This is a genomic window from Acinetobacter sp. AC1-2 (assembly GCF_016124155.1).
Taxonomy (GTDB): domain Bacteria; phylum Pseudomonadota; class Gammaproteobacteria; order Pseudomonadales; family Moraxellaceae; genus Acinetobacter; species Acinetobacter calcoaceticus.
In genome coordinates, this window is record NZ_JABFFO010000001.1 from 1,924,297 (window position 1) to 1,944,655 (window position 20,359).

The 20,359-nt window shown below is 36.6% G+C and carries 18 protein-coding genes and 1 pseudogene; 12 read left to right on the forward strand and 7 right to left on the reverse strand.

Going from position 1 to position 20,359, the window contains the following annotated elements:
- Positions 1–37 precede the first annotated feature (37 nt).
- The 8 genes from HL290_RS08970 (at position 38) to HL290_RS09005 (ending at position 9,053) form a co-directional block, all read left to right on the forward strand.
- Positions 38–1,468, forward strand: coding sequence for a gamma-aminobutyraldehyde dehydrogenase (locus HL290_RS08970; RefSeq protein ID WP_017391631.1), 1,431 nt, complete (start codon positions 38–40; stop codon positions 1,466–1,468).
- Positions 1,469–1,496: 28 nt separating this feature from the next.
- The gene (locus HL290_RS08975) at positions 1,497–2,267 is read left to right on the forward strand and encodes a nuclear transport factor 2 family protein (protein ID WP_198496245.1); all 771 of its coding nucleotides are present in this window, start codon (positions 1,497–1,499) and stop codon (positions 2,265–2,267) included.
- A 55-nt stretch (positions 2,268–2,322) separates the two neighbouring features.
- Positions 2,323–3,042 carry a FadR/GntR family transcriptional regulator gene (locus HL290_RS08980; RefSeq protein ID WP_151745179.1) on the forward strand — a complete coding sequence of 240 codons (720 nt, stop codon included), beginning with the start codon at positions 2,323–2,325 and terminating at the stop codon, positions 3,040–3,042.
- Positions 3,043–3,107: 65 nt separating this feature from the next.
- Positions 3,108–3,815 (forward strand): cache domain-containing protein, encoded by a 708-nt coding sequence (locus HL290_RS08985; RefSeq protein WP_017391632.1) that lies wholly within the window; start codon positions 3,108–3,110, stop codon positions 3,813–3,815.
- 197 nt (positions 3,816–4,012) lie between these two features.
- Complete coding sequence (locus tag HL290_RS08990; RefSeq protein WP_198496246.1) at positions 4,013–5,344, forward strand: APC family permease; 1,332 nt, start codon at positions 4,013–4,015, stop codon at positions 5,342–5,344.
- A gap of 18 nt (positions 5,345–5,362) precedes the next feature.
- Positions 5,363–6,808 (forward strand): NAD(P)/FAD-dependent oxidoreductase, encoded by a 1,446-nt coding sequence (locus tag HL290_RS08995; protein WP_198496247.1) that lies wholly within the window; start codon positions 5,363–5,365, stop codon positions 6,806–6,808.
- Positions 6,809–6,955: 147 nt separating this feature from the next.
- Positions 6,956–8,314, forward strand: a complete 1,359-nt coding sequence (locus tag HL290_RS09000; RefSeq protein WP_080758502.1) for an amino acid permease — start codon at positions 6,956–6,958, stop codon at positions 8,312–8,314.
- Between the two features lie 379 nt (positions 8,315–8,693).
- On the forward strand, positions 8,694–9,053 hold the full coding sequence (locus HL290_RS09005; RefSeq protein WP_004641933.1) for a hypothetical protein: 360 nt from the start codon (positions 8,694–8,696) through the stop codon (positions 9,051–9,053).
- A 156-nt stretch (positions 9,054–9,209) separates the two neighbouring features.
- Here the strand turns inward: HL290_RS09005 and HL290_RS09010 are convergent, their stop codons facing one another.
- From HL290_RS09010 to HL290_RS09025, 4 genes are all read right to left on the reverse strand, one after another.
- Positions 9,210–9,890 (reverse strand): DUF799 domain-containing protein, encoded by a 681-nt coding sequence (locus HL290_RS09010; RefSeq protein WP_151745173.1) that lies wholly within the window; start codon positions 9,888–9,890, stop codon positions 9,210–9,212.
- Positions 9,887–10,255: a DUF4810 domain-containing protein gene (locus HL290_RS09015; RefSeq protein ID WP_005048275.1), complete on the reverse strand. Its 369-nt coding sequence runs from the start codon at positions 10,253–10,255 to the stop codon at positions 9,887–9,889. Before HL290_RS09015 ends, HL290_RS09010 begins: the two co-directional genes overlap by 4 nt.
- 17 nt (positions 10,256–10,272) lie before the next feature.
- Complete coding sequence (locus HL290_RS09020) at positions 10,273–10,944, reverse strand: CsgG/HfaB family protein (protein ID WP_005048277.1); 672 nt, start codon at positions 10,942–10,944, stop codon at positions 10,273–10,275.
- A 289-nt stretch (positions 10,945–11,233) separates the two neighbouring features.
- Positions 11,234–11,788: a TetR/AcrR family transcriptional regulator gene (locus tag HL290_RS09025; RefSeq protein ID WP_198496248.1), complete on the reverse strand. Its 555-nt coding sequence runs from the start codon at positions 11,786–11,788 to the stop codon at positions 11,234–11,236.
- Positions 11,789–12,601: 813 nt separating this feature from the next.
- Between HL290_RS09025 and HL290_RS09030 the strand changes: the two genes are divergently transcribed.
- The 3 genes from HL290_RS09030 (at position 12,602) to HL290_RS09040 (ending at position 15,359) form a co-directional block, all read left to right on the forward strand.
- Positions 12,602–12,973, forward strand: coding sequence for a hypothetical protein (locus HL290_RS09030; RefSeq protein WP_198496249.1), 372 nt, complete (start codon positions 12,602–12,604; stop codon positions 12,971–12,973).
- Between the two features lie 185 nt (positions 12,974–13,158).
- Entirely contained in the window at positions 13,159–14,247 is a 1,089-nt protein-coding gene (locus tag HL290_RS09035) for a YjgN family protein (protein WP_198496250.1), read from the forward strand.
- A gap of 20 nt (positions 14,248–14,267) precedes the next feature.
- Positions 14,268–15,359 (forward strand): M48 family metallopeptidase, encoded by a 1,092-nt coding sequence (locus HL290_RS09040; protein WP_198496251.1) that lies wholly within the window; start codon positions 14,268–14,270, stop codon positions 15,357–15,359.
- Between the two features lie 154 nt (positions 15,360–15,513).
- Here the strand turns inward: HL290_RS09040 and HL290_RS09045 are convergent, their stop codons facing one another.
- Both HL290_RS09045 and HL290_RS09050 read right to left on the reverse strand, forming a co-directional pair.
- Positions 15,514–15,837 (reverse strand): hypothetical protein, encoded by a 324-nt coding sequence (locus HL290_RS09045; RefSeq protein ID WP_080593038.1) that lies wholly within the window; start codon positions 15,835–15,837, stop codon positions 15,514–15,516.
- 381 nt (positions 15,838–16,218) lie between these two features.
- Positions 16,219–17,967 carry an FAD-dependent oxidoreductase gene (locus HL290_RS09050; RefSeq protein WP_198496252.1) on the reverse strand — a complete coding sequence of 583 codons (1,749 nt, stop codon included), beginning with the start codon at positions 17,965–17,967 and terminating at the stop codon, positions 16,219–16,221.
- 696 nt (positions 17,968–18,663) lie between these two features.
- Here HL290_RS09050 and HL290_RS09055 point away from each other — a divergent pair.
- A complete protein-coding gene (locus HL290_RS09055) occupies positions 18,664–19,197 on the forward strand; it encodes a YqiA/YcfP family alpha/beta fold hydrolase (RefSeq protein WP_227602214.1) in 534 nt (177 codons plus the stop codon).
- A 307-nt stretch (positions 19,198–19,504) separates the two neighbouring features.
- Here the strand turns inward: HL290_RS09055 and HL290_RS09060 are convergent.
- Positions 19,505–19,985, reverse strand: a pseudogene (locus HL290_RS09060) (SMODS domain-containing nucleotidyltransferase); the annotation flags it as partial.
- Between the last annotated feature and the right edge of the window lie 374 nt (positions 19,986–20,359).

A 20,359-nucleotide genomic window follows, 5' to 3' on the forward strand; every position in this document is an offset into this window, starting at 1 on the left:
ATGTTATATGTTAAAACCTAAGGACAAGGTATAAAAAATGGCTAACACTCAACTAAAACACTTTATTAACGGCGAATATGTTGCTAGCAAAGGAAATGATTATTTCGACTTGGTAAGTCCGGTGACTGGCGAAGTTTATGGTCAATCGCCTAATGCAACCGAGGCAGAAGTTGATGCTGCTTACGCTGCTGCAAAAGAAGCTTTTAAAATTTGGGGACGCAGTACACCTTCGACCCGTCAAAAAGCATTGCTTAATTTAGCAGATGCGATTGAAGCAAATGCTGAACGTTTAATTGAGGCTCAAAGCCGTAATACGGGTCAGTTAAAGCACTTAATTGCATCTGAAGAAGTGGGTGCATCGGCAGATCAGGTTCGTTTCTTTGCAGGTGCTGCCCGCCTACTAAATGGCACAGCTTCAGGTGAATATTTAGAAGGTTTAACCTCTTCTATTCGCCGCGAACCAGTCGGTGTAGTGGGTCAAGTTACACCTTGGAACTATCCACTCATGATGGCTGTTTGGAAAATTGCTCCTGCTTTGGCAGCTGGTAATACTGTGGTACTTAAACCAAGTGATACAACACCAGAAAGTACACTTTTACTCGCAGAAATTGCTGCACCATTTTTTCCTAAAGGCGCATTTAACGTGGTGCTAGGCCAAGCTCAGGTGGGTTCAAAAGTTGTATCGCATAAAACACCTGCGCTCGTTTCTATTACAGGTTCGGTTCGTGCAGGCTTACAAGTTGCAGCTTCTGCGGCAGCAAATTTAGCGAAAGCCCACCTTGAGCTTGGTGGGAAAGCACCTGTCGTCGTTTTTGAAGATGCCGACATTGATAAAGCTGTTGAAATGATTGCTTTAACGGGTTACTTCAATGCAGGACAAGACTGTACTGCTGCAACACGCGTGATTGTTGCTGAAGCAGTTCATGATGAATTTTTAGGTAAATTAATTGAAGCGGCAAAAAATACACGTTTTGGTGAACCAGATGATCAAGATGCTCTTTATGGTCCACTCAACAATGCTAATCAATTAAAGAATGTTAAAACCTTTATTGACAACTTACCTGCTCACGCCAAAGTTGAAACGGGTGGAAAGCAAGCCGATCGCCCAGGATTCTATTTTGAACCAACTGTGATTAGTGGTTTAAAACAACACGATGAAGCAATTCAAAATGAAATTTTTGGGCCAGTGATTACTGTTCAAAAATTTACAGATGAAAATGATGCCATTGAAAAAGCCAACGATATTGAATATGGCTTGGCTTCAAGTGTCTGGACTAAAGATCATGCTCGCGCCACTCGTCTTTCTCGTGAACTTGATTTCGGTACAGTTTGGATTAACACCCATATTCCTTTAACCGCAGAAATGCCACACGGCGGGTTCAAAAAATCAGGTTATGGTAAAGATTTATCTGGCTACGGTTTCGAAGAATATACCCGAGTTAAACATGTGATGAGTTCAAACGAATAATAACAATGAGTTTTGAAAGGAGATCAAAATGAATAAACAAGAAATGAAAGACTTTGTGAGTAAGGCACACCACGAGTTATTTAATTTACATGACACCACTGCTCTAGACCGTTATTTTTCGGAGGACTTTATTGAACACTCTCCGCTGGTTGCCAACGGTATTTCAGGATTGCGTCAACTGGTAGAAGACTGCCCCGACATGCAACATGAAGCTGTGCGTGTATTGGCAGATGGCGACTTGGTTGCGATTCATGGGCGCTTTCAAGGATTAGATGAAAACCCGTTAGTTGGCTTTGATATCTACCGCGTTAAAGATGGAAAAATTGTGGAACATTGGGATGGTCTGGTAGCCGAAGCAGCTCCGAATGTGAGTGGCAGAACACAATTAGATGGTCCAACCGAAATCGTAACTCACCATGACCCAGAGGAAAATCGTGAGATTGTGACCTCTTTCTTTAAGAAGTCATTAATTGATGGCGATTACGAAGCATTTAAAGAATACACCCACGGCGATCAGTTCATTCAACATAGCCCAGATATTGGTGATGGCGTTAAGGCAGTGATTGATTTTTTGAACAATATCCGTAATGAAGGGCAAGGTTTGGTATACTCCAAAACTCATCGCTCCATTGCTGATGGTCAATTTGTATTGACACATTCCGAAGGAAATATTGCTGGAAATCGACATGCCTATTTTGAATTGTGGCGTGTAGATAATGGCAAAATTGTTGAACTTTGGGATGCAATACCAGCTGTGCCTGAAGATGAACAGGCAGTCCATCAATATGGCGTGTTTTAATCATTTATCCGTTTCATTAAGCTAAGTCACTGACTTAGCTTTTAGAGAATTCGCCATGTCAGCATATACGATAATTTTTGCACCTATCGCTCAGGCAACTCGCTCGGAACAAGTTGTTGAACGCTTGGAAAATGCAATTATCTCTGGATTGCTCAAAAGCAATGAACAACTTCCTAACGAGGCGGATTTAGCTCGCTTAATGGGAGTGTCACCGATTACCGTTCGTGAAGCGTTAAATACTTTACGGGTAAAAGGTCTGATTGATACACGACGCGGACGAAACGGTGGAAGTTTTGTTTGTGAGTTACCTTCCGATTTACTCTTAAACAAACATCCTTTGCGTCAGGCTTCAAATGAATATCTTGCTGATCTAGGTGAATTTCATAGTGCAATTTTAAGCCATGGTGCCTATTTGGCTGCACAAAGAACCACTGAATATGAACTGAGCAAAATCAAAGAATTGATTGAGCAATTTGAACAAGCCGTTGAAGCAGACACTCGTGCCCAGCTTGATTTACGCTGCTTGCTCACTCTCACCTCTTTTGCCCAATCAGCTCGACTGGCAAATCAAGAGTTAACTATACAAGCCGAATGGGCTCCGCTCATCGCAGTGCTTTACCAAGATGATCATTTTCATCAATTGGTCGTCGCGCAATACCACCAACTTTTATCATCTTTTGTTCAAGGCAATGAAGATGATGCTGTTATTCAAGCACGAAAAATTATTTCGATGCTAACAGACCAAATGCTTCGATATAAGTTATCTATCGAATAAAAACAATAAAACAGAGCGCTTATCAAATATCGAGTGAGAAATACGGAATTTTAGGAGTTATAGGAATGACCCAACATTTAGATATAGAAGAGCTTCAAAATTTGTTAAAGACGGTGGTTGAAGAAACGACAGCCATTACAGAAAAACTGGCGGCTAAAGCGAGCAAAATTCTGTCAAAACATGAACCTGAAAAAACAAAAGACGTTAAGCTTTCAGGTTCAGAACGTTCAGCTTTGCAAAAAGAAATTAAAAAGGCATTACAGGAAAGCCATTACAGTCAAGGTATCGGCTTTGCAAGTTATAGCCCTGCGACGCAAGAAGAACAAGATTATTGGACACTCGAATGGTGGTATAAAAAAGAAGATCAGTTACAACAAGCCAAACTTGAAAACTATCAAAATGCTCAGCGATTTTTAGATTTTCGCTCTTTTGAGTGGTTCCATAAACCTGCTCAAAATAAAAGTCCATGCATCCATGGACCTTATGTCGATTATATTTGTAATGGTGCATACACCATCACCCTTGCCCATCCAGTCATGATTCGTGATCAATTTATCGGTGTGATTGCCACCGACATTTTAGTTTCTGCACTCGAAAAACTTCTCATGCCGAAGCTGAAAAACATCAAACAAAAAGCAATCGTGATCAACGATTCTTCTCGAGTCATTACATCAAATGACGTCACCATCAGGACAGGCACATTATTTAGAGGACAAAGCCCCGAGCAAGTTCTCTCACGACCGTGTCAATCTTTTCAATTGGTCGTTATCTAGAGCAAAGTCAAAAATACTAAATATTTGACCTTGCTTTAGAGCATCACCAAAGCGAAACAGCACCTGAAGCCTCTGGCTTTTGTTCAAACTTTCTTCAAACAGACTTGCTCATTCAGGTCTTGGGGAAGTTTTGGCTCAAAAATAGCATCGCTTTTCCGGATGAAAAGCAAAACAACGAAATTTGAGGTTGAAATGACATGGAAAATAAAACGTCTTCCTTAAAAAAACTGTCTCTTTGGCAAGTCACGATTATTGGTATTGCCTACATGACGCCAATGACAGTGTTTGATACTTTCGGCATTGTCTCTGGAATTACCAATGGTCACGTGCCACTTGCATATTTACTCGCACTTGGTGCCATGTTACTCACCGCTTGGAGCTATGCAAGATTCAGTAAAACTTCAGAAAAATCAGGCTCGGCATATAGCTATACTGCTGAAAGCCTAGGTCCTAAAAGTGGATTTTTTGTCGGTTGGTGCTCCCTACTCGACTATCTGTTATTACCACTCATTAATGTTTTGCTTGCCGCAATTTATCTCACTGCCCTCATTCCAAGTCTGCCTTACTGGTTTTGGGTGCTTGTATCGGCGAGTCTTGTCACCTTAGTGAATTGTTTCCGCATCCGGTTACTTGCCAATTTAAGTCTATTGTTTGTTTTTGCCCCCATCATACTCATGGTTATCTTTGTCTATTTAGTGATTCAGGGTATTGGCTCAACTCAAGGTTATGAGCATGTGCTTACCTTGGCTCCCCTCTGGCATGAGCACCAATCTTTACTACCGCTCGTGGCGGGCGCCTCAGTTTTGTGCTTTTCATTTTTAGGTTTTGATGCGGTTACTACGCTTTCAAATGAAACCAAACAACCCACCAAAAATATTCCACGAGCAGTCATGTTAACAACACTTGCTGGCGGGCTTATTTTCTTTACTGCCGCTTGGTTTATTCAGCTTTATTTTCCAAACAATCTTCGCTTCCAGCATCCTACTGAAGCGCTTCCTGAAATTGTGCTTTATGTGGGCGGTGCTTTTTTCCAGTCCATATTCTTATGCGGGCAAATTATGAACACCGTTGCCTCTGGCCTAGCCTCACATGCCAGTGCTTCACGTTTACTGTATATAATGGGCACTGACAATATTTTTCCTAAAAAGTATTTTGGGACAATTCATATCTCCTTAGGTACACCATTTTTCTCGGTTTTATTTGTTGGTCTTATTTCGATGTCGGCGGTTTTTCTAGATTTAGCACAAGTCGTAAGCCTTATCAGCTTTGGTGCTCTAGTCGCTTTTACAGCCGTAAACTTCTCAGTTTTTATGAAATTTTATATTAAAGATAAACAGCGATCAGGGTTTAAAAATAAATTTCTAAACCTATTTTTGCCGCTTATATCAGTCATCAGCATTATTTGCCTCTGGCTTAACCTTGACTCATCTTCACTGACTTTCGGATGTTTCTGGTTATCTTTAGGCATTCTTTTATTTATCTATAAAACGATTAAAAAACAAAGTATTGCTATTAGTAATGCTTATTAATTTTACAGGAACTTCATCATGAATATTATTTCTAAACCCCAGTTTTTAAAAGACGTGGAATATAAACCAAGTAAATCTCTACAAGTGGGCAAAGAATGGAGCTGGTTAAATCCGAAACATGCAAAATTTGACACAACAACGGTAGAAGGCACATCGGTAGATAATCCAGCGAACTACTATGAAAGCTCACTTTCTGACTGGCATACATTTGACAGTTTAAAAGCTGATATTGAGTGTGATGTGGTTGTTATTGGCGGTGGTTTATTAGGTTCATCGACAGCCTTACATTTAGCTGAACAAGGCGTAGATACCGTTTTATTAGAAAAAAATCGTATTGGTAGTGCAGCTTCTGGTAGAAATGGCGGACAACTTACCCCCGGTTTGGCACGCTGGGAAGCTCAAGAAATGGCCGATCGCTTAGGTTATGAAGATGCAAAAAAACTATGGCATTTTACCTCTACAGAAGCAATGCAACTCATTGATGACATCTCGGAAAAATACCAACTTAACTTTGACCGAAAATATGGTCACATTACTGCCGCCGTTCATGAAGGACATTTAGTTGGCTTAACACAAGGTGCCGACGCACGAAAATATTTAGGTGAAGACCATACCCGCATTGTGGGTAAACATGAACTCATGGACTATATTAAGTCTGATTACTATACAGGTGGCTTAATTGATGAGTTAGGTGGACAAATCCATCCTTTAGCTTTGAACCGTGGCTTAATTTATGGCTTTTGCCAAAACGGCGGTTCTGTGTATGAACAAACAGAAGTCATTTCAATAGAAGAAAAACCAGATGGTATTTATGTTCAAACTGCAAATGCTGTCGTGAAAGCTAAAAAGTCTGTGGTTTTAGCAGTACACCATGCTTCGTTTAAACTTTTATCAGAACAAAACAATACCACTATTCCGTTTTATACCTATGTTGCAACGACTGCCCCGCTAGAACTTGATACAAAAGAGCTTCTGCCATTTGGGCATCCAGTTTATGACACTCAGTTCCAGATTGATTACTATCGTCCCGTATTTAACAACCGCTTACTGTTTGGTGGTCAAGGCACTGGAACGTGTTGGGGCCCAGAGAAAACTTTAAATTATCTAGAGCATCGAATTCATACGGTGTTCCCTCAAATTAAAAATCTAGAGATGGATTTTGTCTGGAGTGGAACGACTGATTTAACGGTAAATGGTGCAGTGGATAGCCGTAAGTTTGGCAATAAATTCCCAATTTATGCGGTTCATGGTTGGAGCGGTCACGGTGTTGCACAAACGGTACGCATTGGCAAAGCTATTGCGCATGACTTTGTTGGGCAATCTAACGACTTCGAAATGTTATCTAAAATTGATCATCAAAATATTATGTTTGGTCGTACCCTTGCACCCGTTGTTATTCCGCTCGCAAAAAGTATGTATGGAATCGGTGCAATGTTAAACCCCGGCAAAATGGTTTCTTTCTAATCTTAAAAAGATCTCTTTTTCTAAAAAAGGATTCGTGCAGTTTTGTGTGAATCCTTTTTATTTAACTGAGTAAAATCCTTTTCAAATTAGGTTATCCCTAGCCAATCTATTACAATAGCACCAGCTTTTTTATTCAGCGCATATATTTTGAGCAACTCATCTTCCCAATTAAAACGCGGACTTAAAAATCGTCACATCCAGTTAATTGCTATGGGTGGTGCTGTCGGAACAGGTTTATTTTTAGGTTCTGCACAAGTCATCCAGTCCGCTGGTCCTTCAATCATTTTAGGTTATGCCATTGTCGGTTTGGTTGCATTTTTAATTATGCGCCAAATGGGTGAAATGATCGTAGAAGAACCTGTAGTTGGCTCTTTTAGTTACTTTGCACAAAAATATTGGGGAAGATTCCCCGGGTTTTTATCGGGCTGGAACTATTGGGTGGTCTATATTCTGGTTGCAATGACAGAACTAACAGCGGTCGCTAAATATGTACATTACTGGTGGCCCCATATTCCCGCTTGGATATCAGCTTTATTTTTCTTTGTTCTGGTCACATGTTTGAACTTGGGCAATGTTAAATTTTATGGTGAATCTGAGTTCTGGTTAGCTATTATTAAAGTCGCTGCTGTCATTTCGATGATTGTATTTGGCTTATATTTATTGGTTACTGCGGGTAGTGACTCATTAGCTAGCTTTTCAAACCTATGGCAGCATGGTGGATTTTTCCCACATGGGTTTTCGGGCCTATTTTATATGCTCGCCTTTTTAATGTTCGCCTTTGGCGGTATTGAACTGATTGGGATGACTGCCGCCGAAGCTGAAAATCCAGAAAAAAGCATTCCTCAAGCCATTAACCAAGTCATCTTTCGAATCTTGATTTTTTATGTGGCTTCACTTGCCATCATTATGTCACTTATTCCGTGGAATCAGCTTGACCTTGGTGGTTTAGATAAAAGTCCATTTGTGATGATTTTTAGCCAGCTTGGCATTGGTTGGGCTGCACATTTACTCAACTTTATTATTTTGACTGCTGCGCTTTCGGTTTACAACAGCGGCATGTATGCCAACAGCCGTATGTTATATGGGCTTGCAGTACAGGGCCATGCTCCAAAAGTTTTTGCACAAGTGAGCAAACAAGGTGTTCCTAAAGCTGCTGTTATCTTCTCTTCTATTCTGATTTTTGGTTGTGTATTACTTAACTATTTCGTACCAGAAGAAGCTTTAAGCTATCTCATGTACATGGCAGTAGCTGCACTGGTTTTAAACTGGGCAATTATTAGCTTTACCCATTTGAAGTTTAAACGTGCGATGAAACTTGAAGGTAAAGCTGTCAAATTTCCTGCGCTATTTTCGCCTTTGAGTAACTATATTGTTTTAATTTTCATTGGCATGATTTTATATATTATGTGGACTCAAGGATTTGAAAAATCGGTGATTTTACTTCCGATCTGGATCACTTTCATGTTTGGGCTATATAAATTTTTAAGTTGGAAAAAAGCACTCTAATATTCAAAGAAGGCTTATTCAAACAGGATAAGCCTTTTATCATTTAACAGCTCGTCACCCTAAGTAACTTCAGAAAATCTATTCAAAAAACCATTCACATTCTATTCATCATTGCTGAATAACTCTCTACTAGACACATTGATATGTAACCCTTAGTCATTCTAAACATTGGTATTTAATGGGATAATTATTAAAGTACAAGTGTTTACATGATCTATAAATATTTGCGCTCATGTTCAGCTAAAATCAAAGCAGACCAGTTTATTGTTGCAATCACTCAATAGGCAAAAGACACTTCATCGAAAGACAGGTTCTTTACCCACTTTACTGATTTAGCGCCGTCAACTGTGTCACTCAATGATGAAAGACAGGAAATTTTATGGAAAAAACTCTGCAATGTCCTAAGTGTGGTTCTACAGAAGTTGAAGCACGTGACCATGACAAATTACTTAGAACAACTGGCGGTGTTTTACTGACAGCTGCTGGCACAACGGCAGGTACTGTAGGTGGTGCGGCAACTGGCGCTTCTGTTGGAGCAGCCATTGGTACGATTGCTGGTCCTTTAGGTGTGATTGTTGGCGGAACTGTAGGAACTTTTGTCGGTGCAATTAGTGCAGGAATCACTGGCGGTGTGGTTGGTAATATTTTTGGTAAAAAAGCGGGTGTGATGATCGATAAGAACATTTTTCAGGATTACCGCTGCCTAAAATGCAAATATCGCTTTAAGCAAAAGAAGTAAAACGAATTAAGTAGGAGAACTAGTTGCTCTAGCTCTCCTACCTAACTAAAAATTTATAAACCATCTGGAATAATAATTTTTTATATAGCGCTCCATATCACTAATATATGAAGCAGCCTATTTTCAATAAATTAACACTTTATCTAAGAATTTAATTTACTTAGCTACAACACCATCTTGTTGATACTTTGGTGAACGTGGACCATATAGTAACCCCATACCCGGATTATAAGTCGTCGGGGTAAAAAGTTGAGTATTTACCATACTCGCTAATGGATAAGCCCGATCAGTAAAGCTGCCAGCAATCTGTTCAACTAAAGCACCGACGACCATTCCGATTAAACCCGCGTTGCCATCATTACTTGCTTGAACAAGTTTTTTCTCACCTGTCCAAATCACATCTCCAGTTTTTAAATCAACAAGCTTTGCATCAGCACTTACTGTCGCGACACTTTGAATGACTTGATATTTAGAGCCATATTCTTTAATTCGAATATATAAAGCAGCATCTGCGCCAAAAATCTCTTGTAATTTCTGAGGTGAGATAGACTGAGCATCGCTGCCATTAGTAACACCATTCTCTTTAAACATATTGTCTACAACAGAGATTGGAAAAACGTAATAGCCAGCTTCTGCAACAGGCGCCACCACAGTAGGCCAATAACTATAAGTCGCTTTTACATCAGGCGAATCATTGACTGGCGGCAATACCAAAATCGATTTTGGCATATGCGCTTTATAAGCCGTAATATCTTTATTAGGCGGTGGAGTAACAGCACATCCCGTAAATGCAAGGCTAGAAATAACCAAACCAGCAATTAAAAATTTCTTAATCATGATTTTGTATTCCCACCATTCGCATTCATTTTTTGCAATAAACGATCCATTAAAACTGTAGACTCTGGATATACTTGACGTTCAAGCTGGAAATACTCGATTGCTTTTTGAGAATTATTTTCTTGTAAATATAATAATCCCAAATGAGCATATAAACCTGGTGGAACGGCTAAGCCCTTACCTTTAGTTTTTTCAATTTCAGCTTCTAATTTTGTGATTTGCGAACTAGGTGTAGCTTTCTCCGGTGCGTTATACATCAAATAAGTTTGATGAGTATAAGTTCCCCAATTATATAAAGGTTGAGGACCTGCGGCACAACCAACCAATCCCATAGCAAGAAAACTGCTTAAAAGAATTTTTTTCATCTAACACATATCCAAAATTATTGAACTGACCAACGGTTATTTTGAATATCTGTCACAAGATTATTAACTGCTTCACGAACAGCTAAATCGAGTACTTTGCCATTTAAAGTAGAATCATAAGAAGCTGTAGAGCCAAAACCTAATACTTCACGAGCACCTAATGCATATTCACCCGCACCTTGTACTGAATGCACAACTTCTGATGTTTTTACATCAACAACATTTAAATTAACTTTTGCATAAGCAACTTGCTCTTTACCGCGCCCTAAAATACCAAATAACTGCTGATCGCCTACTTCTTTACGACCAAACTCAGATACATCACCAGTAATGACATAACGAGCGCCTTTAATAGATTGGCTTGTATTGCTATAACCAACTTCTTGTTTAATCTCAGATAAGTTGTCGCGATTTAAAACTGTAAAATAACCAGTTTGCTGTAAATGTGTCTCAAGAATAGTTTTCGCTTGCCCACCTAGACGATCTACATTGTCAGAGAAAACACCTCTCATATAACTAGAGCGATTATCAAATTTACCAATAGAAACTGGAGCTTTTACTCCGGTATATTTTATTTGAGATGTAGCTACAGCTACTTGTGGGCTTTGGATCGTTCTTGAAGTTTCAGTAGTTGAACACGCAATTAAACTGAAAGAACTCAAAGTAGTAATGATTAATATTTTTTTCATGTTTACTCTATAATGGTTACAAAATATAAAGAATACATATTATATACAAAAAGACTGTCAAACAATCCAGCAATTTAACCATTGAGTAAAAAATGCTATTTTTATTTTAGAAATATTTAATTAATAAAAAACTCCTATTTTTATAGGAGCTTTTTGAATTTGGTTACAGTGCTATATGTGTGCAAGTAATCTTTAAAATATTATAAATATAATGATAAATCGAGCATCGATTATTGCTGGCCTTAGCTAAGCTTTTTAGTATCTTTCCTTACCTATATCCTCATCTAACTTACCCCAAAGTAATTAAAAAATAATCTAAAAGCCTTTCTCTTTCATCTGGCTTGTTTGGATCTAAAAGCTGAACCATCGCCCCATCAATCACAAACAAAAACATGTGCGCATCTTGTTTTGCAGCATTTGCATCGATTGCTAAAAGCAAATTATAGATTTCATTAATGAACCAGTTTCGATAATCAACGACTACCTGATATGCCTTGGGATGTGTTTTTGAAATTTCAAAAATAGCTTTAAATGGCAAATGATAAAGCCCTTCTAAGTCGGCATGTAAAAAGTAAATCTTGCGGAGTTTTTCAAGCAGAGTTAAGTCTTTTTGAACATAAATGATTGAAAGCACTTCTTGTTTAAGACCATCTTTTTGGAAAGTCAGGCTCATTTCAATTAGCCTTTCTTTTGAGTGAAAGTAATTATAAAAAGTGGCTTTGGGAACTTTTGCTGACTCAATAATTCGGTCAACCCCGACATTATGAAAGCCATAGTTGTTAAACAGATATCGGGAAGTGTGAAGCACACTTAAAGCACGAAATGGGAGATCTGAATGTGGCATAGTTTTACCGTTATAAAATAAATTCTTGTTGTATATAAATGAGATAAAAATGCCTTCACTCTTTTTTAAGCAAATAAAAGGCATAGCAAAGCCCATAAAGACTGTGCTTGGCACATCTCAAGTTTTATTGTTGACTAAGTTTTTTGGTCGTGACGATTTAAAGTCCGAAAAGCCTAGTGACTTTCAAACTGCTTTAAAAGTTTAAGTTGTATCGTTATAGCTTTTGGCAAAGGCTGCCAAGAAATAATGAATGTGCAAAGCCAACTCCTTTTTATTGGGAGTTCTGCCAAAACATTAAAATTATGGTGGCAGAACGGAAGAAGGTTGACAGACTGGTCAAACGAGGCCAGCACACCCAAAGGTGTCCCCCTCCCGTTCCGCCGCAGAGGGGGCACGAGGGTGCACACACCAAAAGTATAAAACCTTTAGTGCTCGTTTGAATCAGCCTGTCAAAGCCGGCTGGCAATGTGGCCAGCAGGCAAAGGATAGTGCTCTACCCTATTGCAGTCAAGCATACAAAACGACATTTGCTTTAAAATAGATCATTAAAAAGTAAGGGTAAATAATTAAAATTTATTGTTAAATTGGGGTTTATAAAGTCACAGAAGTTAAGAACAGTTTAGTGATTTATAGGTTTTTCGATTTGGGTTTGTGCCCGTATTTAGTATAAGGGGTACTATGTTAATTGAAGAAAATTTATAATATTAATAATAATCTCTAAGGCTAAAAAATTTAATGCTAACGAACACTCATCAAGACTATATAAACAAGGTAAGTAAAATACTTGAAAATTTGGAAGAAAAAGGAGAAATAATGATTCTTTCACAATCTTCAGAAATAATATCAAAACTCATAATCCACTCAATTGCAGAAGAAACAATAGAAAAGAGATTAGAAAGTGATTTTATTATTGAATGTGACATTCCTTATTTACTAGAAACTATATCATCTCAGTTAAGCTCAATATTTAAAGAAGATAAAGAAAACTCAGATCGAATTGTGAATCAGTTTTATCATAATTTATTAAGTAGATTAACTATGCAGCAAGTTGCAGAGCTTTTACACCATGAAGGAGCTTTTGAAATAGCCTTGCGATCATACTATTCCATAGAATTGGGGAATGAAGATTATTTAGATTTGAACTATCTTGATTGGCGAAAACAATATTATTCTCAACTAAAATAATAAGAGGGTTTATATAAAATAAAAGGTGTTTTCTCCCATTCCGCCGCAGAGGGACACGAGTGGCATTGTTGTTGACTTTTCATTCTATTTCTTTCAATTTATAAAAAATATATAATATTCTCAATAGCTTTCTAACTATCTATTACATTCAATCAAGATCATTTAGTTTCAATAAAGAGAATAAGATGCAAGAACAAGCTTTACCCTCATCTCCTCAAAATTTGAATGAGGATCAAAATATTACGTCTCCACCAATTTCTCAGTCAGGAGTTTATCATTTTAAGTTTCATGGTAAAGCCTCAGAATATTTTGGAATCTGGATCGTTAATATTCTTTTAACTATTATTACTTTAAGCTTATATGCACCTTGGGCTAAAGTTCGTCGCTTACGCTATTTCTATGGCAATACAGAATTTTTTGAACGCCGCTTTGATTTTACAGGCATTCCAACCAAGATTTTGATTGGACGTTTAATTGCATTAGGAATTTACGTCGTATTTGCAATTTCATCACAGTATTCAATGATTGCGACTGTGGTTGGACTAGTTGCATTATATACAGCAGTACCTTGGCTAATTCGGGCTACTTTGCGTTTTACGGCAAGAAATAGTAAGTTCGGCAACGCACGTTTTTATTTTGGTGGAACGATAAAAGAATCTTATAAAGTCTTTCTTTTGAGTATATTGGTATATATTTTCACATTAGGAATCTTTACACCTGTAGCTATTTGGCTATATAAAAAATATTATCTTAACAACTTATATGCTGGACAATTAAATTTTAAATTAAACGCGAACTGGTCTGCATATATGGCTGCAGTTTATATACCAGTTTTTATTGCAATTGGTATAATTGCTATTTTTTCAATCATTTACTTTAGTATTGCAGGAACAATTTCTGGGTTCTCACCGAACGCTGTAGTCTTCGGAATGTTTATGGTATATGCATTTATTGGATTATTTATTTATCCATTAATTGCTGCACGTCTTTTTATTACGACATGGAACAATACTACAGTTGGAAACAGTCAATTTAAAACAGACTGTAATCAATGGCGCTTCGCATGGATTGTAGCATCGAACTGGATTGTAAAAATCTTAACCGTAGGTTTAATGTCTGCTTGGGCTGCGGTTCGTATTCACAAATATCAGATTGAATCGATGAGTTTAATTTTATTAGATGATCCAGATCAAATGATGAATCTCGCTCAGCAAGAACAAAGTGCTTTAGCTGAAGAAATCAGTGATATTTTTGATATTGACATCTCTCTATAATAATTTGAGTTTAATAATTTATGTCCCAAGCGGTAGATATCACTTTCTATGATGGCATAGTGTCTAAACCACACCGTGGTCAGATTTCAGCTCAATCTAAATCTGAAGTTCTCATTCGGTATGGTGAGCAATTAGAACAACAGCGTCATTATCAATATACTGATATGAAATTGATTGGTGCGCTGGGACAGTTACACCCAGTGATTGAATTATCTGATGATGCACGGATTGAATTTCATAGTGCATTACCTGAATGGTTTAATTACACAACTAAAAAGGTTCAACATTCGATCTGGAAATTTGAACGTTCTCCGGGTCTTATTCTTTTTAGTGTAATTTTTGTGATTACTTTCGCGATCAGTCTAGTGAAATGGGGTGTTCCAGCCACATCCCATTATCTTGCTTTTCAATTACCTGAGAATACTTTAAAGAAACTAGGCGATGAAGCCGAGAATTATGTATTAAATAATTGGACTGCACCCAGCCAATTAGCACAAACTCAAAAAGACCAAATTACTAAACAATATTTGAATATTATTGCTGAAAACAGACCAGCCAAATTAGTCTTCCGTAAAGGCGATCAATTAGGAGCAAATGCTGTAGCATTACCTAATAATACGATTATCATCACAGATGAACTGATCAAAATGGCACATACTAATCAGGAAATCTTAGGCGTATTAGCCCATGAACAAGGCCATTTAGTTTATCGCCATAGTTTGCAACAAGGGTTAACTAGTTTAGGCCTAAGTATATTATACATTGCAATGACAGGAGATAGTTCAGACTTATTTACGTCATTACCGGCTGCTATGATTGGTGCAAATTACTCACGTAAATTTGAGTCCGAAGCCGATCTATATGCTTTACAGCTCATGGATAGGAAACATATCGAAGTCTCGCACTTCGCAAATTTCTTACAACGTTTAAGCGATACAACAGAAGAAGGTATCGATAAAAAAAATCAGTCCAACCCACCAACTTCTCAAGAAGAATCTTCAACTAATAAACTATCTACAGCTGTTCTTGATACTTTATCTTCTCATCCTGCAACTGAAGAGCGTATTCGAATGGTTCATGATTTTGAGAAAAAACAACATGCTAAAGATTAAATAGTAGAAAATGAGGATTCATTCCCAAGACACTATTAAATATAAAGTTAAGCTGAAATCTAAATCTGCTTAACTCAATCCAAATTTCCATATGAGTTGCTAAGGACTAAAACTTTTTTAAAAGCGCACAAAATAATTTATAGGCTCACAGAGTCTATCTAGAAAATTTATGGTCTTTAGGAAGTGGAGCATCACATGGTTGATCCGTCTTTACATTGACCATTTTCACAGGCCCATCATTGTAAATGGTTACCTTACAGCCTTTTACAACATATTCCTGTTGAATGCCACCATACATTTCATCCTCAGAAACAGCAGATGCAACATCACATGCCTCGTCAGCACGGCATGCAGCCTCTTCTTCACCAACCTCTACAGCTTCTGCCCCAGCAGCTTCCATTGCATCTACAGCACTCTCCTGTACTTCAGCATCTACAGCCTGTATCTTTGCTGCATATGTATTTGAAAGATTCATCATAAGAAAAATTGCAAGAAATAACTTACTACTGTGATTTATTAAATTCATGAATTATCCATATCTATTAATTTAAATTCAGCGTATACCGAGATCGATTTTACTTTGCAAGTTAGGGATGCAAAGGGGTTGGTATTATAAAGAGCTATTCTACCCATAATTATACATATAGCAGCAATACTTGACCCGAAAGAATTCTTCAAACAATTACAAGATATTGACCATTATGAGAGTGCGATTAACTACAAAATATAAAATTAAACTGAAATTTAATTCTGCCCAACTCAATCCAAATTTTTATATGGGTTACTAAGTACTAAAAAATATTCACATAAAAAAGCCCCTGCTTTTAACAGAGGCTTTTCGAATTTGGCGGGTGAGATCCTAATTCAAACTAAGCATTGATGACATGGCTTTGTGCAATTCATTGTCCGCCGACTCAATGTTGTTGCTTTGCCAAGCAATATAGCCGTCTGGTCTGATCATTATGCAAGCATTTTCATCATTACCCCAAGAGCGAGAAAGTTCTCCATAAGAGTCTTCAACCTCTCTTTTTGGACCTACCTGTATAACTTTAATATCTAAGTTGAGCTGGCTATTAATGTTATCTACTGCAAACTTCCATTTGTCACCTTGTAACCAACAGAAAAGCGTAAACTTTCCATTTCCGATTAAGTCTAAGGTTGATATTTTTTTATGATTTTTGACTAGCCATGTATGAGGGAGTTTATGACCAGGAGTAAATGAGGGATAATAATGAAGATCTTCATCTCTACTAGAATCTATTTTATTTTCAATATTATATTCTGCTCCAATAATTGCAGATGAATGATAACGTACGTTAGTTTCTACGCCTAAGGCAGCAAATTCATAAGCTTTATATTCAATTGCAGATCTTAAATCACGGCGTTTAACAGCACCTTTTTCATTACCTTCGCTTAAGGCATTTATGCTTCCTTGCATCGTCTCTGTACTGTACTTTCCATCTAACTCTAAAGCAGAAAATATTGTAGAGAACTCTCTAACACTTTGATTTGCTCGTTTAACAATTCGCTCACCAACAGGTGCTCTTTCATCATTAAAACTGTCTAATAAACCACTACCTGCTTTGCCATTTAATACAAATGCTAATTTCCAACATAAGTTATAAGCGTCTTGTATAGATGAGTTTGAACTAAGTCCATTCGAAGGTGGATGACGATGGACAGCATCACCAATGCAGAAAACTCGACCTTTCGAATATTGCTCTGCATACATTTCATTTACTGTCCATAACGACTTACTACTTATGTTTATTTCAATGTCATTATCACCAATAAGCTGTTTACAAATTGCAATTGCCTCATCATCGTTGAGAGATGGTTCCTCTTTTTCAATGTCATACCCCCAAACAATCTGCCATTCATTCCAAGGTCTGACCATACGCAACAACCCTAACCCGATCCCTCCAATGTTTGCTCCAGGTTGTATAATCCACCAGAGGTATCCAGGTCGATGCGAAACGAATTTTGTTAAATCGGCTTTAAAAATAATGCTGATACTGCCACTTTTCCCCATTTTACCAGCCATAGGTAAATCTAAATCTTTTACAACTTTGCTACTCGCCCCATCAGCTCCGATTAAATACTTACATCGAATTAGGTATGTTTCTTTAGTCAGTCTATCTAGAACAGTGACTGTTACACCTTTCTCATCTTGTACATGAGATAAATATTCCGTATCAAATCTTGGATGGCTTCCTCGTGATGCCGCATTTGAAAGCAAAATAGGTTCAAATAGGTGTTGAGGAAGATCACACTGTTCACAAGGGCTCGCTTTAGCATATTCTGACATTCTTTCTGGATGATTCATTCCATAAGGAAAGCGTCCAATTTCATCACCCGTTAAAGATGTACAATAAACAACATCTCCCATAACTTCCTTAGGTGCTGCTTTTGCTATTACTTCATCAGATATTCCTAAATCTCGAACAATTTCCATAGTTCTTTGACTTATATAATGAGCACGAGGGCTGTTTGCCAGCCATCTATATTTAGTTATTATGATATTTCTAATTCCATAACTACTTAACATAAGTGCAGCAGAAGAACCAGCTGGACCACTCCCAACAATTAAAACATCAGTTTCTAACATTTTTATCCTATTAATTACATATTTTTGGCAGGTAAATGGCTATTGCGTAAACTTAAAGAAAACAACCATTTTAGATATAATATTGCTTCAAAAAACTCTTTTAGATCATGTAGGTAAAAACTTCACAACATTAAGTATTAAATAAGTCTATAAAAGTTATAAAGCAGATTTTTATATCAACATAATTCAGTCTTTTAATAAATATGACAAAGTTTAAAGAAACCAATGATCTAGAGCCTAAAATAAATATAACATTTAGATTTTATTGATAGCATTGGCAATTCCCTACAGAATATATGTTTTTGGTAGACTTAGTCCCCCAGTTCAATTTCTAATTTTTTAAGCGGATTTTTTATTTATTAAAATCATATGAGCTATACTTTTAAAATAAAATTATGAAGTAATCATTATTTCAATTGTACTTTTTACAAACGAATATTATTAACACCATCAATAGGAATTATGGGTTATGGAAAAGCAAGACATGATCTCGATTGTAGATAGATATTTTTCTAATACTATTTCTAATCTAACAAATTTTCCAATACATAAGCTAAAAATAATGACCCTATTGAAAATGAAAATTCTTTCTTTTTTATACATGACTTTGGTACTTATGAATTAGAAGCTAAATTTAATTATTGTGATGGTTTTCCACAGAAAATAGCTTTACTGATACATGGAGGCAACTCTGATTTGAGTTCTTTAAGCCCTTTAGAAAATCTACTTAGAAGTAAAAATATTGGAACGCTTTCATTCAATTTAAGTGGCTTAAATAATACGAGTGAAACACAGTCATCTTTATCTCAGAACATAAATGAAAGTACTGTTTTTTACAGTCTTTTAAAAAAGGTGGATATTGTTATTGGATATAGTTTAGGCGGTTATATTGCAATCAATTTAGCGAAAAAATTTCAAATTGATCAATTGATTCTATTATGCCCAGCGATATACTCAGATCAAGCAGTCAAAAAAATGTATGGAAATGAATTTAAGAATGAAATTTCCAAACCTTATAACTTTTATTCATCATCGATTTGGCTTTTTTTAATGGAATATAAAAAAGAACTCACAATAGTTTATGGAGAATTGGACGGTATAAAAACAGATAATGGAAAATCAAAAGGGTTTTATGAAATTAATGGTATTACGAAGTACTCCCCCATTTCCTATGAAATAGTCCAAACCTTAAAAAAATTTCCATGCGAAAAGCTAACTTTAATTTCATAATAGAGAAAGATAAAGATCATTACCTTTTAAAAAATATCAGAAATTATAATATTTAAAAAATTGATTAGGTTGGACTGCAAAAATCCTCTTCTTGTTAAAAGCTAATGGATTGAATTTTGAAATCTTACTTATCTTGGGCTAAGTTGTTATCTTTGCAAAAATAAAGCCTCTTAAACTTTCTAGTTTAAAAGGCTTTTAAAATTCATTAAAATAATAAATAGCTTTAATTTGTTGGAGCTAATTCAAAATCTGAAACAATACTACAAAGAGTAGAATATTTGCGATAACTATGGCCCAACCACCATATATTTTTCCATGCACGTACCATTTTGCATAAACGACGTCAATTTCAGCTTGTGGTTTCGTTATTTTCCAACTACCACCATTATAAGTATCTGGATATTTATAAGATCCATCCTCTTGTTTAAAAACAGGTTGTACTTCAACATGAAAATAGCGTATTGAACACATACAACTAAACGATCTACAAAAACTGTAGTTCGAGGATATCGTTCTAAAATGGCATCTTTTGTATCTTTCAGGAGCTTTGTTTGCCCACCGTCATTATAGTTATCCCATTTAGAAGCAGGCATGATATACAACATATCTAAGTCAGAAATACTTTTAATTGCAGTCCAACGTCTATAAGACCCTACTTGCAAACAATTATCTGTTCGAGATTCCGTGTTACGGAATTTTTGGTTTAAAGCTTTCGTAATCTCTTGATATCGACTCGTAATCTGTTCTTCGTTATTAACTTTAATATTGCTTAAGAAATCTTGAAACATTTATGAAACTGACATAATTTATCCTTTTAATTCAAGATAATTATTAAATTGAATAGTTTCACTTTAGCATAATCAAATATGTTTGAAATACGTACTGCTTAAATGTGCGACAATCTAAGATGTATACATAAAGTTCTGATCCCATTTAATCAAAAAATGATGTTCTGTAGGTGGTGAATAGAATCTTTTCTTATCCTATACCGTAGACACCAGTTACATAGCACTTGTATTAAATATTCCCATAAAAAACTCATCAAGCTTGGATGATCATTTGAGCTATTTTTTACCTTTTCCCCTACTTTATTTTGTTGGTAATAAAAAAGTACTAGAGGAAAACTCCTCTAGTACTTTCAATTCGTTAAATCAAGTATTGT

Coding starts and splice junctions, on each gene's coding strand:
- HL290_RS08970 (WP_017391631.1), top strand. CDS start 38: ATGGCTAACACTCAACTAAAACACTTTATTAACGGCGAATATGTTGCT.
- HL290_RS08975 (WP_198496245.1), top strand. CDS start 1,497: ATGAATAAACAAGAAATGAAAGACTTTGTGAGTAAGGCACACCACGAG.
- HL290_RS08980 (WP_151745179.1), top strand. CDS start 2,323: ATGTCAGCATATACGATAATTTTTGCACCTATCGCTCAGGCAACTCGC.
- HL290_RS08985 (WP_017391632.1), top strand. CDS start 3,108: ATGACCCAACATTTAGATATAGAAGAGCTTCAAAATTTGTTAAAGACG.
- HL290_RS08990 (WP_198496246.1), top strand. CDS start 4,013: ATGGAAAATAAAACGTCTTCCTTAAAAAAACTGTCTCTTTGGCAAGTC.
- HL290_RS08995 (WP_198496247.1), top strand. CDS start 5,363: ATGAATATTATTTCTAAACCCCAGTTTTTAAAAGACGTGGAATATAAA.
- HL290_RS09005 (WP_004641933.1), top strand. CDS start 8,694: ATGGAAAAAACTCTGCAATGTCCTAAGTGTGGTTCTACAGAAGTTGAA.
- HL290_RS09010 (WP_151745173.1), bottom strand. CDS start 9,890: ATGATTAAGAAATTTTTAATTGCTGGTTTGGTTATTTCTAGCCTTGCA.
- HL290_RS09015 (WP_005048275.1), bottom strand. CDS start 10,255: ATGAAAAAAATTCTTTTAAGCAGTTTTCTTGCTATGGGATTGGTTGGT.
- HL290_RS09020 (WP_005048277.1), bottom strand. CDS start 10,944: ATGAAAAAAATATTAATCATTACTACTTTGAGTTCTTTCAGTTTAATT.
- HL290_RS09025 (WP_198496248.1), bottom strand. CDS start 11,788: ATGCCACATTCAGATCTCCCATTTCGTGCTTTAAGTGTGCTTCACACT.
- HL290_RS09030 (WP_198496249.1), top strand. CDS start 12,602: ATGATTCTTTCACAATCTTCAGAAATAATATCAAAACTCATAATCCAC.
- HL290_RS09035 (WP_198496250.1), top strand. CDS start 13,159: ATGCAAGAACAAGCTTTACCCTCATCTCCTCAAAATTTGAATGAGGAT.
- HL290_RS09040 (WP_198496251.1), top strand. CDS start 14,268: ATGTCCCAAGCGGTAGATATCACTTTCTATGATGGCATAGTGTCTAAA.
- HL290_RS09045 (WP_080593038.1), bottom strand. CDS start 15,837: ATGATGAATCTTTCAAATACATATGCAGCAAAGATACAGGCTGTAGAT.
- HL290_RS09050 (WP_198496252.1), bottom strand. CDS start 17,967: ATGTTAGAAACTGATGTTTTAATTGTTGGGAGTGGTCCAGCTGGTTCT.